This window comes from Hyunsoonleella ulvae, assembly GCF_016827605.1.
GTDB lineage: Bacteria > Bacteroidota > Bacteroidia > Flavobacteriales > Flavobacteriaceae > Jejuia > Jejuia ulvae.
In genome coordinates this window covers 30,432-44,339 of the sequence record NZ_JAEPJQ010000007.1, presented here as the reverse complement: position 1 = coordinate 44,339, position 13,908 = coordinate 30,432, and the positions used below count along the sequence as shown (strand labels likewise).

13 protein-coding genes are annotated in these 13,908 nt (G+C 31.9%); 2 read left to right on the top strand and 11 right to left on the bottom strand.

Features of this window, described 5'->3' with window-relative positions; genetic code table 11:
• Nucleotides 1-102 precede the first annotated feature (102 nt).
• Nucleotides 103-984 carry a chromosome partitioning protein ParA gene (locus JS605_RS15450; protein ID WP_203258628.1) on the bottom strand — a complete coding sequence of 294 codons (882 nt, stop codon included), beginning with the start codon at nucleotides 982-984 and terminating at the stop codon, nucleotides 103-105.
• A 307-nt stretch (nucleotides 985-1,291) separates the two neighbouring features.
• Here JS605_RS15450 and JS605_RS15445 point away from each other — a divergent pair, with 307 nt between their 5' ends.
• The gene (locus JS605_RS15445; RefSeq protein WP_203258627.1) at nucleotides 1,292-2,245 is read left to right on the top strand and encodes a bifunctional helix-turn-helix transcriptional regulator/GNAT family N-acetyltransferase; all 954 of its coding nucleotides are present in this window, start codon (nucleotides 1,292-1,294) and stop codon (nucleotides 2,243-2,245) included.
• Here JS605_RS15445 and JS605_RS15440 read toward each other — a convergent pair.
• The 10 genes from JS605_RS15440 to JS605_RS15395 all read right to left on the bottom strand — a co-directional run bounded on the left by JS605_RS15440 (nucleotide 2,242) and on the right by JS605_RS15395 (nucleotide 13,137).
• Entirely contained in the window at nucleotides 2,242-2,739 is a 498-nt protein-coding gene (locus tag JS605_RS15440; RefSeq protein ID WP_203258626.1) for a hypothetical protein, read from the bottom strand. The two genes, JS605_RS15445 and JS605_RS15440, sit on opposite strands and share 4 nt — an antisense overlap.
• A gap of 76 nt (nucleotides 2,740-2,815) precedes the next feature.
• On the bottom strand, nucleotides 2,816-3,583 hold the full coding sequence (locus JS605_RS15435) for a hypothetical protein (RefSeq protein WP_203258625.1): 768 nt from the start codon (nucleotides 3,581-3,583) through the stop codon (nucleotides 2,816-2,818).
• A gap of 20 nt (nucleotides 3,584-3,603) precedes the next feature.
• Nucleotides 3,604-5,298, bottom strand: a complete 1,695-nt coding sequence (locus JS605_RS15430) for a hypothetical protein (protein ID WP_203258624.1) — start codon at nucleotides 5,296-5,298, stop codon at nucleotides 3,604-3,606.
• Nucleotides 5,299-5,500: 202 nt separating this feature from the next.
• A complete protein-coding gene (locus JS605_RS15425) occupies nucleotides 5,501-6,040 on the bottom strand; it encodes a hypothetical protein (RefSeq protein WP_203258623.1) in 540 nt (179 codons plus the stop codon).
• Nucleotides 6,041-6,079: 39 nt separating this feature from the next.
• Entirely contained in the window at nucleotides 6,080-7,315 is a 1,236-nt protein-coding gene (locus JS605_RS15420) for a DUF6638 family protein (protein ID WP_203258622.1), read from the bottom strand.
• A gap of 88 nt (nucleotides 7,316-7,403) precedes the next feature.
• Complete coding sequence (locus JS605_RS15415; protein WP_203258621.1) at nucleotides 7,404-7,988, bottom strand: NUDIX domain-containing protein; 585 nt, start codon at nucleotides 7,986-7,988, stop codon at nucleotides 7,404-7,406.
• Nucleotides 7,978-9,942: an AAA family ATPase gene (locus JS605_RS15410; RefSeq protein WP_203258620.1), complete on the bottom strand. Its 1,965-nt coding sequence runs from the start codon at nucleotides 9,940-9,942 to the stop codon at nucleotides 7,978-7,980. Before JS605_RS15410 ends, JS605_RS15415 begins: the two co-directional genes overlap by 11 nt.
• Before the next feature lie 66 nt (nucleotides 9,943-10,008).
• On the bottom strand, nucleotides 10,009-10,368 hold the full coding sequence (locus JS605_RS15405; protein WP_203258619.1) for a four helix bundle protein: 360 nt from the start codon (nucleotides 10,366-10,368) through the stop codon (nucleotides 10,009-10,011).
• Nucleotides 10,369-10,529: 161 nt separating this feature from the next.
• Nucleotides 10,530-11,594: a hypothetical protein gene (locus JS605_RS15400; protein ID WP_203258618.1), complete on the bottom strand. Its 1,065-nt coding sequence runs from the start codon at nucleotides 11,592-11,594 to the stop codon at nucleotides 10,530-10,532.
• Between the two features lie 199 nt (nucleotides 11,595-11,793).
• Entirely contained in the window at nucleotides 11,794-13,137 is a 1,344-nt protein-coding gene (locus JS605_RS15395; protein WP_203258617.1) for a microtubule-binding protein, read from the bottom strand.
• Between the two features lie 325 nt (nucleotides 13,138-13,462).
• Here JS605_RS15395 and JS605_RS15390 point away from each other — a divergent pair, with 325 nt between their 5' ends.
• Nucleotides 13,463-13,702, top strand: a complete 240-nt coding sequence (locus JS605_RS15390) for a hypothetical protein (RefSeq protein WP_203258616.1) — start codon at nucleotides 13,463-13,465, stop codon at nucleotides 13,700-13,702.
• The last annotated feature ends 206 nt before the right edge of the window (nucleotides 13,703-13,908 follow it).

Genomic DNA, 13,908 nt, shown 5'->3' with positions numbered 1-13,908 from the left:
ACAGAGAAAAAAACTCTACATATGGCTCGAATTTCCTATTAAAAAAACAAAAAAGCCCAAAAAGTATAACCTTTGGGCTTTGATAATTAGATGTGTCGGTTTTTACTTAAGCGTAAATTCTGAAGTAGACACTAAGTTTTTCTTATTAAATACATTTACAACATAACGTCCTTTTTCAAAATCACTGCCATTACTTGACGTTACAAACTCACATACATTTAAATTGGAGTTTTCGTAGTTAAATTTACTAACTGTGCTATAGTTAAGTGTTTTCTCTTCGAAAGCAATCTGTTCATTGGCTCCAAGTATGTTATTATTAGGGTCTATAACCTGAACATACAATTCTTGATCTCCTGCCTGCACTAATGGGTTCTTTGCAACAGTAAAACAAACTCTTATTTTGTCTGCTCTTTTTGCTCGCTCTGTAGGAATTAATTTTCCAGAAGTTCTTTCTATGACTCCAAAGCCTTTTAAATCAACAGTATTTAAAATTGATGCATTTTCTACTACTTCTGCTAGAGCTGTATTTTGTACAAGTAATGAGTCTCTAAACATTGCACTCTCCTCTAATCTAACACGCGTACTGTCTAATGATGTTGCCAAATAAGAGTTTTCAATTTTAAGCGAATCGTTTTGCGCTAATAAAACATTCATTTCCTTTTGTAGGTTTTTGTATTTTGTTTTATAACGCCATAAACTTTTCACATTTGTCTCAGAGATTCTTAAAGAATCTATTAAACCTTGTATACGGTCTCTTGCTTCAATTAAATCTTTATTTGCAATGTCATTTTCAGCTATGGCTTCATCGTACTGTTTTGCCATGGCATTTAAATCGTTCATTACCAATTCTTTTTCAGCAGTTAATTCATTTTTAGTATCCTTACTTTCTTTATACAAATTCATTGTGTAAAACCCTGTTGCTAAAAATAATACTAGTGCTATACCCAATCCCACTTTTAAACCTGTGTTACTTTTATTTTCCATAATTATTATTGTTTTTAGTATTAATAGTGAACTATAAAATTTCTAATTTGTTAATTGGTTGAAAGGTACTTTAATTTTTTTAGCCTCTCAAAAACATATACGCTTAACTAGCTCGTTTAGATGTTTTTATACTTAAACCGAAAAGCACATAAATATTAAAACACTGAAAATCAATATTTTAAATTAATAAGATACGGTAATTAAAACTTAATTAAATAATTACATGCATAAAAAAATTTAAAAACGTACAACTTTGTTCTAAAAATTTATATATTTATATAAGTACTTATATAAACATTTATATTAAATGGATGCATTACAGGGTTTTGGAGAATTAGGTATAGGCTCTCGGTTAAAACGCATTAGTGATTATTTAATGAAAGAAACCCAATTGGTATATAATCATTTTAATACTGACTTTGATCCTTATCTATTCCCTGTATTTAAATTAATAAGCCAAAAGAAAGGCATTACTAATACGGAAATTTATAACGCTGTTGGATTAACACAACCTGCTATTACGCAATCTATAAACAAATTGACTAAAAAGAAGTTAATATATTTTGATATTGATGATAAAGATAAACGTAAAAAAATTATTTACTTATCTGAAAAGGGAAATACACTTTTACTTCAATTGCAGCCCATTTGGAAAACTATTGATGCAGTAATAAAAGAATTTACTACAGAAACATCCACATCTTTAATTTCTCATCTCAATAGTTTAGAGCTTAAATTAAAGACTTCTTCATTTAGTGAAAGAATTATAGATAGTGTAGATTCAAATAATCATACAATCAAAATCTCAACGTATCAAAATACCGATGAAGAAAGAAATGCTTTTTATAATTTGAATGTGGAATGGTTGCGAACCTATTTTTATGTTGAATCTTTTGATGAAGAAATATTAAGGCACCCTGATAAATATATTATTGGAGAGGGAGGTCATATATTTTTCGCTAAGCTAAATAATAGTATTATAGGAACAGTTGCTCTAATGCCTCTACCCGACCAAAACACATTTGAATTGACAAAAATGGCTGTTTCTCCAAAGCATAGAGGAAAAAAAATAGGACAACAATTGATGCAATTTTGTTTAGATTTTGCAAAACAACTTGGTTTAAAAAACCTGGTACTATACTCTAATACAAAACTGGAAAATGCAATTTATATTTACAGGAAATTTGGTTTTATAGAAATTCCAGTTGAACCCAACAGCCCTTACCAAAGAAGTGATATTAAAATGGAAATTGTTTTTTAAAACTGCTGGTTCAATAAGTCGTCTAATTGGTCACAATATTTCCCGTCATCAGTACAAAGCGTAGTAAGTGTTTCTGTTAATAATTGATATAATTCTTTGTTGCTAGAATCTATTTGATAGGCAAGTTTAAATTCAGAGTATGCTCCTGTAGCATTATCTTGTTTTAGTCTTGATATACCGGAATTTATCAAAAAATTAAAAGCGACTGAATCCCTTTCTTGCACTTTTGTTTGTACCTCTAAATAATGAGACGCTGTATACCTTTTTACATTATTAACAAAATTAAAAATTAAAAACAGACTTATCAAAACTGCTAGTATCAGGGCTATCCCGTTAACTTTAAGATTTTCTGAAGCTCGCTTTCTTAACTTAAAGACCCTAAGATTGGTATGTAGAGGTACAAAAGCTACAATTTTGCTTCTTTTAGAAAAAGGTTTTCTAGCACGTTTTTTATAAACGTGAGATTGCATTCCAAAACCCATATAACCAAACATGATTGCTTTATTTATTGGTATATGTTTTTGAGAAAATGTTACATTAAAATTATTTTAAAATAAGTCTTAATATGTTCTAATCAAAATCTGAATCGTCACTAGGTTCACGCCTCTTCAAATCTTTGTTTATTTGCTTTTTTATACTTTCGGAAAAGTACCAATAAATCGTATCTGAATTTCTTAATCTAGAATATTGATGCTTTAAATTTTTGTGTTGCATTTTTATTCTAGGAATATAAATTTCATTTAAATTAACTTGGTAATCTTTATAAATACCTAACAACTTCTTTTGCTCATGTATAGAAATCCAGTTAAATGTTTTTGAATAATTTTTTAAGTTTCTAATAAGAAACTGCTTTGCAGGTTTATTATATTCTCCATTTTCTCCTAAATATTTGTTTATTAATAAATGAATTACAAAATAGATATCAGTTTTTCTATCATATATTACTTCTGCTTCTCGTATAGCATTAATAATATCTTTTGAAAGTAAATCTTTTTCTTCATCGAAAGAAACATTGGCCTTTAAACAATAACCTTTGAAATTAAATTTCAAAATATTAAAAAGGTATGATTTTTTGTCTTTAAATAAAGTTACATGAATTTTCTGAGTATTGATTAAGTTAAGAATTGATAAGCAAATTGTTTCATGCAGTATTTTTTTCCATTCATATTTACTTGATATCGCAACATTATTATACTTTAACCTTGGGTATTCGCCTATAATATATAAACCAATATCTTCACAAGGTGTGCTTTCTGTATTGAACTCTAGTTTCTCCTCTGAATATCTATGCCTTTCATAGAGATTAACTCCTAAGAATTTAAACTCAGATACCTTCATATAAAGAAAGCATAAATTAATTAATTAGAATTAGACCTTAAAGAGTCTATCTGTCGTTGAAGCCGTTCAATTTCTTCAGCATTTTTATCAACTACAGGAATGGTTTTGGTAGAATCGATAGTTTGCTGCTGCATATCAATAGTTTTTGTGTCCTCTGCAAAATAATAGCCAATGCCTTCACTAGCCCTCCAGGCTTCATTTAGCTGATTATACACTGTCTTATCCCATTGACTGGGATGCTTCACATCTATCCATACCACATCACGATATTCACTATCAATCAATACTAAATCTGGTGTAGCTGCACCGTCAAATTGTTGTGCATTTTTATCGCTAATAGATGATACTGTTCCCATAAAAAACATACGTTTCTTACCTGCTATATTCTTTATATATGGCCTAAACTCTACTGGTGTATTAGCCGTCCAATCATATTCCTTACGAGATTCCTTTACTTTTAGAGGCATAGCAGAAACTCCTGCATAACCCTGCTTTTTGGCAGCATGATTATAATAATATAATTTATCTGTTCCATCTGCAGGTACAAATACACTAAAGCTTAAACTGGTACGCTCATCTCCCACTGGTTCTAAACCAAACCAATGGTACAAACCGCTGTAAGCTTCCTCTCCTGTTTCAGAAAAATTAAAATCAGTGACATAAGGTTGTTGGTTTTGATCTTTGGGCATTTCAGGAATTTTTACTGCGGTTTCCATATTCCAAGGTAGAGGATCACTGAAACCTCCTAAAAACTTAAGAGATTCTGCTTGTAATCTTGATACTTTTTCAGCTAAGGTATTTTGTCTTGTAAGGTAGCTGTGGTTTTTCATGTTTTCTGGACTTACATAAGTACCTTTCCCTATCAAAATACGCTCCACATAATCATTAAAATCATGCTTACCATTGTCAATTACCATAACACCCCCAAAGGTTGGATAAGGAAATAAAAAGCCTTTCCATTTTATTAAACTTACTACTTGAACCCAAGCTCCTTTATCATTTTTCATATAATAGGTATCACTTGGTTCCAATGTAAACAATTGAAAAAAGTTGAAACGTTGCACTACGGCATTATATGTGTTTCTGCTAAATTTTAGAGACTCTCCAATAGAAAATGTTACTGGGATTCTATTTTCACTTGAAAACCTTGGAAATGGTGTTGTACTAGATACTGCAAATACCTCCTCTGTATTATCGGTCATCCCTTGCCAAACATATTTTTCGGTGGGTTGTATGGCCATGGTCCATTTATTTTCATTTTCAATCCTAACTAAATGAGGTAATGATACATCTTTAGTTTCTCCAACACTTTCATTAGCCATAGAAAACACATTTCTTAAAGGTTGAATACGCTCATTTTGTGTTAATGGTAACTCATTAATCTCTATTTTATTTAAATGATTAAATACATTGTAGGTTTTCATATAATCATACATTTTAAAATGCCAACCAACCACATATAAAATTCCAAAAAACAACAACAAAATTCCAAGGATTCCTAATCTTGCTCCTGTACTCGCCGATTTTCTAAATTTCCTTAGTCCAAAAAATAATACCAATACACTTAGTAAGATGATAAAAATGAACTTTCTAACAAATAATAATGCTGGTTGATAATCATCACGAAGTACAAATAAAGCTACGAGCACAATTAAACTAACACTAATGACAATTGTCTTTTGTTTCCCGCCCTTATTCCAATAATTTTTTATCATGTTAAATTCTGTTAGTTTTCTCCATATTTATTTGCATGCTTTATACTTAGAAGCATAGCTATTATCATTAAAATGGGTACAAGTACATTTAACCCTTCTGTAATGCTGGGAAAAGAAGTATAGTCTAAGTTTAATAAATTTATTAAAAATAAAATACTAAAAATTACTATGAGTATATACCGAAACTTATTTTTAGATGTTTTCATTTTAAATAGCCTTTATCTTTTAAACGTTCTCTAGCACTTTTTTCTTCAGACTTAGAAGTCTTTTTTGTTTCGTTTTTAACCTCTTTTGTCTCTTCTGGTTTTTCAGTTTTCAAATCCTCTATTAAATCTTTTCCTTTTTCAATAGTGTCTTGAACCATATTTTCGATAGAATCTCCTTTTTCCTCAATAACCTTTCCTGATTTTAGTACAAAATTTGCCACATAAGTACCTATTAATATACCCACTGAAATAGATGCAAATGCCGAGATGCCGTAATAACTTGTAAATATTGAAATTGGAGATAAAAATTGAATTATTAATCCTATTAATAATAAAAAGCCTACCACATAAACCATTCGCGGTAAAAACGCCTGTTTGTAGATAAAACCTTTTTTGTTTTCAGGTTTCATCTGCAACTCCTTACTATTAAAAATTTTATTAAAAAAACGATACAGTGTATTACGTTGAGACTCTCTCCAATACACAAAAACCCCTAATAAAATAGCTGCTATAAAAATTACTAAATCTAATCCCATAACGATAATTGTTGGTTGTATAAAATTAGTCTAAAAAACTTAAATATTGTTACTTATGGTATCCACAACCCAATCTTTAAATGAATCATCCCAAGTTTTAAAATTTTCGTAGAAATCTGGTTTATCATACCAATACCAAAACAATACGTCTTTTGGTGCAATATTTACCAGAAGTTTCCAAATTAAATCTTGGTGTTTAGGTTCTAACGAGGAATGTGGTTTATGCAGCGCAAAAAATAATGAGTCATCAATAATATCAGCTATTTTAAATTGATTACTAGTCTCTATCTTTTCCAAATAACGTTCTACACTCATTACTTTTTTTCGAGATGTAATATCCAATTTATTCAAATAACTTTTAAATAATATAGGGTTTTCCAATATCTCTTGAACTGGATGTTGTGTTTTTTTTAGATATTGAAATAGCTCAAATTTCTTAATTCTGTTATACCTATCCGTTTTAACATCTGCTTCTAAATTGTAATCTACTATAGAGTGACTTCTCAACTTGTCCATCAGTTCAGGTTGATTAATATGAAATATCAAAATATCATGGGTTGTGTCTTTTATTGCTTCTTTATGCCATTGTTCATCTTCAAAAACAACAATTGGTACAATAAAATCCCTTAAAATATAAACACCCCCAAAAGCTCTTGTGTAAAATGAATCTGTGGTGTATTGTAGCTCATGTAAATCTAAATCTCTGTCACGCAAATCACCATAAGCTTTAGCTGAATCTAATAACTTTTGGTGCATGGTTTCGCTAATAAAGTTATTCCCTCTATTGAACTCTTCAACAAGCTGCAACTGTTCCTCTTTAACTTTATCTAAGTTATCTATTAAATGAAAATGTATTGTAACTTCTTTGTATTTTAAAACATCTAATGGCTCGTAAAATGCATCAATATGTTGATCAAAATCCAAACAAATCGCGGAATCTCTTGTGATGTCTTTAATCTTTACACCGTGAATTTTAAAGATATATTTCATCATATCTCTATCAAACGTATGAAAAGGTAAATACACTGGTTTTCCTTTCTGTAAAGGAGAAATGATAATACCATGCGGATTTGCCTCTCCGTTGTTTAAATAGGCAGTATCTTCCTTTTCATCAGCAACTTCAGGACTCCAACCAATGCCATCTATATGAAAGGTTTTGAGTTTGGTTTTGGTAAACCCGAGTTTTACCAAGCATTTATTGTAACGCTCTACTAGTTTTCCACTTACAGGGATAAGATCACTTCTGTATAGGTTTGCTTGTTTTAGTTTGTCCATTTCTGTCATTCCTTTGAAAGCAGGAATCTTGTTAATTTTTATTTTCTTTTAGATTTATAGATTCCTGCTTTCACAGGAATGACAACATTTAATCGAGTAACTTATGAATGATAGCATACTGCAACAACACAATCGTTCTAGTGTCTACAATGTCTCCATTATTCAGCATATTAACAGCTTTTTCAAAAGGTATTTCCAATACCTCTATATCCTCAGCTTCACTGTCCAATCCACCGCCTTCGCTTACTTTCATGGCATCGGTATACTCTCCAATGAAAAAATGCATTTTTTCGGTCATTACTCCTGGAGATGAGTATGCCTCATATATTTTTTTCACCTTCTTTAAGCGATACCCTGTTTCTTCTTCGGTTTCTCTTATAATACAAGCTTCAGGATTATCCTTGTCCAACATACCCGCAGCAACTTCTACCAGCATACCATCATCATTATCATTTAAGTAAGTTGGCATTCTAAATTGTTTGGTAAGTATCACAGTTTTCTTCTCTCTATTGTACAAGAGAATTCCAGCCCCATCACCTCTATCATAGACCTCTCGCATTTGGTTTACCCACACACCACTTTTCATCATATAATCAAAAGTGACTTTATTTAGAATATAATAGTTATCTGAAAGTAAGCTTTGCTGTATATCTTTAACCTTATTATTTCTCATTCTCAAACTGTTGTCTCGCTTCCATTTCAATATTTAACTGATTCACTCTAGCATCTACTTTTCGTTTAAAGTCTGTATCTGCGATAGTTGCCACATTATCTAAGTAACGCACTACTTCTTGACGTCGAATCTCTGAAAAATCTAAGCCTTTCATATTACTACGCATCAATTCTTGAAGCATATTAAACTTAGCATTGTACTCCTGTTTAAAGTAAATCTCTGGGTTTTCAAACCAGTCTTCTTCTAAATCAAAATCTGTTAATCGTAAAGAAATAGCAGATTGAATATTACGAACATCGCGCGATGAAAAGAACGGGAATATCGCCTGAATTTCTTTATAGAGATTCGCATAAAACAAATGCTGGTTCGTTTTAAACTGCTTTTCTACTTTATCATAAACAGCATGCACACGTTCTTCTGTTGGCTTTTCAACACTGCTTAATATGTCACCCATATTTTTAGCCAAACCTTGATCTTGTAAATACCTGTAGCTTTCAGGCCCTTGCATATTTACAAAATCTGGCATAGTATCATCAATTTTTCGCCACCATAAATGATCTTGATCTAAAAAGTCATGCTCCGTTCTGGCACCATCAATTTTAAAACGTCCCTGTACACGAGAAATCACAGCTTTATCTAACATCTCTGGGAGGTTGGTAAACAAACCAATAGAGCTGTTACCATAATTCACTGCATAAGCTCCTTCAGTATATCTTAAAAATACACCAATTACTTCTTTTACACCTGCTGAAACACCTTGCGAGGTACGTTCCTGCAAATTATTCTCCGCATCATCAATAGGTGCAAAAATTAATTTTGAAGGATCTTGTAATGGTTTCATCCATTCTACCATTTTTTCAGCAGAACCACCTTGAAAGGTAGATATTAAGGTATCTGGCATAGGATGGAATAGAAACGGAATATCCAACGTATCACAATGCTCTTTCAATCGCGTAGCTATTGCTGCGATAAGCATACTTTTTCCAGTACCTGGTATGCCATACCCCATAAATACTGGCATAAAACCTCCTAATTCTTGAAAAGGGTTTTTCTTAGCTGCAAAATCGTAACTCAACAAACGCTCGGTTAAACGACGCGCAAAATGCTTTGCATCACGGTTACCAACAATTTGTTCAAACTGGATTTTATTAAACTCTACACTTTTAGCAGCCCCTTGAAACACATTATTCCATCCAGAAACGGCAAACTCTGAATTTTCTAATTTATAGGTTCTATCCTCAATAGTTTCGGTATATTCTAATGTACTTTTACGTAATTGAATTTCATCAATTAGAGCTTCATAATAAACTACCGTAAAATCGACAACATCTTTATCAGATTTGATAATTTCTGGATGCCCCAAATACTTATCATAATAGAATAAACTACAGGAAATTCCTTTTATGGGAGACATTAAAGATACCTCAGGAATACCCGCGAACTTTTGTTTCATGACACTCAAGTCATCTGAGGCATGTGGTTTTAAATCGTGTAAAATTTTGTAAGCCTGAGTAAATAGCATAAAAGCCGTAGCGGTATGCATTTTACTCTCAAACTCGCGTTTACCACTATTATCTAAAGCAGACTTATTCTCATTTAAACTTGCCAATCCAGACGCATCGTAATAACTATCTTTAATCCAAATACCAAGTGTTATTCCCTCCTGAACTGCATAGAGCGTCTGATTTAAATAAATAGGTATTGCTACAGAATCTGGTAATAATCGTTTTTTAAGCGCCAAAATAGTTTTAGAAACCGATGTAATAGATGCTGTATTAGAACCATTATTGGCTCTCGACAAATACAGTAAAATAGATTCGTCCTTCGCTTCCTTATCTCTATTTTTAGCACGAGCTCCTTGCTCCCATTGCACACTTTTTAGGTATGAAGAGGCTTCATCACGAAGCATATCGAGTTCTGATAGTTTTATAGGGAATGTTGAGTTATGTTCCATGATTTCAGTATGCAGTTTGCAGTACTCAGTTTGCAGTCATTACTCTGCTTAAAAGTACTTGGTATTCTATCTAAATTTATTTGGATTATTTATCATATAGTTTAAAAGTTTACCAACTACTTCACTTTTATTCAGTAATTCTAATCTTTTTTCTTCTGAAATATATTCGCATGCTAATGCAAAATCCAACCATAATTGGGTTTCCGAGTTTTCACTATCAGCATCAGATATTTTGCTTTTAAAATGCTTTTCATATTGACGTTTTCTATAACCTTCAGCAATATTTGACCATACAGACCTACTTGAACGTACCATTTGAGATGTTAAACCAAATATTTCCGATTTTGGAAAATCTTTAGTCAAATGAAAAATTTCCATAGCCAATTCAAATCCTTTTTGATATGCCAATAATGTTTTAAAACTCATGCTAAAATTCAGTAAACAGTACTCAGTAGGTAGCCAGTAATTAATCTAAAGAATAATATATTTGTGTTAATTCCTCTTCTCATTTTAAAATATCTATCATTTTATATTTCATTTTTTCAATACTGCCCACTGCAGACTGAATACTGCATACTAAATATTACCTACTTATTTAACTCTATTTCCACCCCAGCAATCTCAATAGGTGGTTTTGCCAAGCCATTCATGATGTCTGGTGTTTTATTGTATAATAATTGAATCACACGATGCGGTGCCAGCACATATTTTTGTTGGAATACATCGTCCCAGTTTTGAAAAATCTGTTTATTAAAAAAATTACCTTCCTTAAATTCACTTTTTGAGGCTACCTCAGTAACTTTTAGGGATACCGCATAGGATTCTAAAGGAATGGTTTTTTTACTAATTGCTTCTAAAATTGTATGTGTTAATATATTTTCATCTTTGGTAAACATATTATGTACAGGCCCCAAATCTATACGTTTAATGACTTTTGGAAATACTTTAGGTAATTTCTTATCTATGGCATAAGCCATTGTATCTAAGTTCATATCTCTATCCGCTACATTTTTAAGTACCTCGTAAATTTCACTCTTGTAATCATTAATGCGGTTACCATCATAATTGAAGTACATAAAGCAAATAAACGGTCTATTTTTAACCACATCATAAAAACTCCAACTTGTTAATAAATCTGCTTTAGCACCTTCTGGGGCACTTATAATTTTACCTTGCACAAAGCGATTAAAAATATATGTTTTATTTACCGAAGCATAATACACAATGGATGCTGCCTGAAACAATCTGTTTTTCTTTACATGCTCTTTTTTACGCATCAAAGTATCTAAAAACTCTTCCTTAAGTGTTGCTATTGGTGTTAATCTCCCTAAATATTCCTCCCGTAACTCCAAATCGTTAAATAGGTACCTAAATTCTAAATAATTAGGAAAGCCAGACTCAGTTAAATCCACCTTCATATTATCTTCATCATCGTACATATATTTAATGCGCATAGCTTCAATAGAGTATAACAACAAATCACAATATTGCTTAAACATGGCCACCTCAGCGTTGTTACAGATGTTTTCGCGCTGCACTGCAACTACCAATTCTTTAAACACAAAATCTATCATTTTATGGTAAAATGTATAGTGTGCTTTGGAATCTAAAATAGCAGAATCTAAAGGTGTAACTATTTGGTTAATTGACATATTTCAGTGCTCAGTAATCAGTCGCAGTTTGTAGTAGCAACATGCAGAATTATTTATTCTTTTTGGGCGTTATCACAAGGGTCGGACCTACCGTTAGGCAGGCTTTCACTACTCAATCCCTCCTACGTCGGGGATTTCATCCCGCATGTGCGGGACAATCCCTAACGCAGTTAAAACTTATAGCTTTTTTGTTGAATAATTAAGATAATAAGTCATCATCCTCTGTCTTTGGTTTAGGTGCTTCCGCAGGTTCATCATCGTTACCAGATGGTGTATTAGCATCAGCCTTATAGTACTCTTCAAAAATCTCTTTCATATCTATACCATAACGCTCTGCAAAATTCTTTTGAATATCTACATCTTTTTCACGGATTTCTTGTAGTGCCTCAGCATAACTACTATAAACACCCTGCATTACCTTTTCGTGTACTGGTATGTTATCCATCATATCTTGACGCGCCTTTGCACTGGCCGTGTGCATTGCCGCAAGGGTTTCCCCTATGTGTTCATCGGTTTTTACACCCAAATGCTCTAAAATTGCAGCAAACTCTTGGTCTGTTCTGGCTTTTAACGCCACCACATAACCATCGTAATATTTTAAACGTTCTTCTGTATCACTCTTTAATTTTGCACGGTGTGTTTGTAGATTGCTTCTTAAAGATGTTAATACCTTGATGGTTAAATTGTGTTTATGCACAAAACTATCCTTACTAGCCGCTAAAGTAGTATATGCATTTTTTAGCCCTTCCAGTTCTTCTACTTTTTGCTCCAATTCCGTAACTTTCCCAATAGCTTGCGCATATTCAGCAGATTGCTTGTCAGCAACGTCTTCCAATTCTTGACGCGCTTGCTTAAGCAAAGCATAGCGTTCTTCAAGCTTAGCTTCTACCTCTTTTTTCTTCTCTAATGCTTTAGTGTGATTTTTTGTAGCTTCAACAATGGCATCTTGCAACTTGTCTTCTACTTCTTTTATCTCTACCTCACGATTCTTTAAGCGGGTAACAGCAGCTTGTGATTTATAGGACAACTCCTTTAGAAGGGTTTGTACATCTGCATTTTCTATACGCTCTTGAAACATGGCCTTTGCTTTATTATCTGCCGCTGCTCTTGTTTTTTCCGCATCTTTTAAGGCTTGTTCTGCTTTTGCTATTTTACTCTTCCGTCCCCAAAGGTTATTCCACCATGTATCTGGTTTAGCTTTAGCATCGTCAAGTACTACTCTTGCTCTTTCTAATGCCTTTTGCGCATCATCAATTACCTTTTGCTCGGTAGCATTTAACGATGAAAATTTTTCAAATAATATACCTACTTCGTCCTGATAATCTGTTAAATCTTTAATAGCATCTAAAAGTGTTGTTCTATCTTTTTCCGCCATATTTACCACATCATCCAAGGTGGCATTTAATATTTTTTGTCGAACCTCAGGGTCATCTTCTTGTGCCAATTTAGATTTCATGGTATCAATGGCCTTGCCCCAATTGACATCTACTTTTTCAGTTTTTTCGTTGGAATTGGTTTCTAATAAATCAAAATCATCAGACATGTTATATGTAGTGTTTTAAAGTTGAACATATTTAGGGTAAGCAATTTCGTTAAAAAAGATGACTTTTAAAATTTAATTTACCTTAAAATACAAGTATACCCGTAACCCTATTTGTTACAATAGCGTATAAATTTTTAGAAGTAATAAAAAAAATCTGTCAGATAATACTTCAATAGAAATGATTGAAAACCATTGATTTAAGTAAATTTCTGAGGTTTTTAATTAACATTATGTTAATAAAATTCAGATATTCTATTCATTTTTAGACTTTTAGTGATGAAAAAAGTTTATATTTGTATAGCTATTAACCCAAATCGATTAGTAAATGTTTCTTATAAACATATACACAAATAAAATTCCCTTACTCATAAGTCAAAGCCAAATTGTCACTGTCCTTTCTATAGTGGTCGTGTTTTTTCTGGTGCTTCTTATTCTAGGTGTAAGAAAATCTTATATTTTAAAAAAGGAAAATGACCAATTAGCAAAATCCGGTCCTTTACAAAGTGATGATGATAATAAAACCTACAAAGATTTTAGAGATGGTCATTTATACGACAATAATTAAAATATAACATGATTCTAGTTATTCTCTTGTTTACTCCCATTTTCGTACTTCTTTTTCTTATTTCAAGAAATATAGAAAGGCAAAGTAAATTATTACATAAGTTTGATGTCACAAGGAAGAGTTTTGAAAACATCGATATTTCTGATTATAAATTAGGAGACGGTCATATTTACAAATAGAAAATATATATAAAATTATAAAAGCCC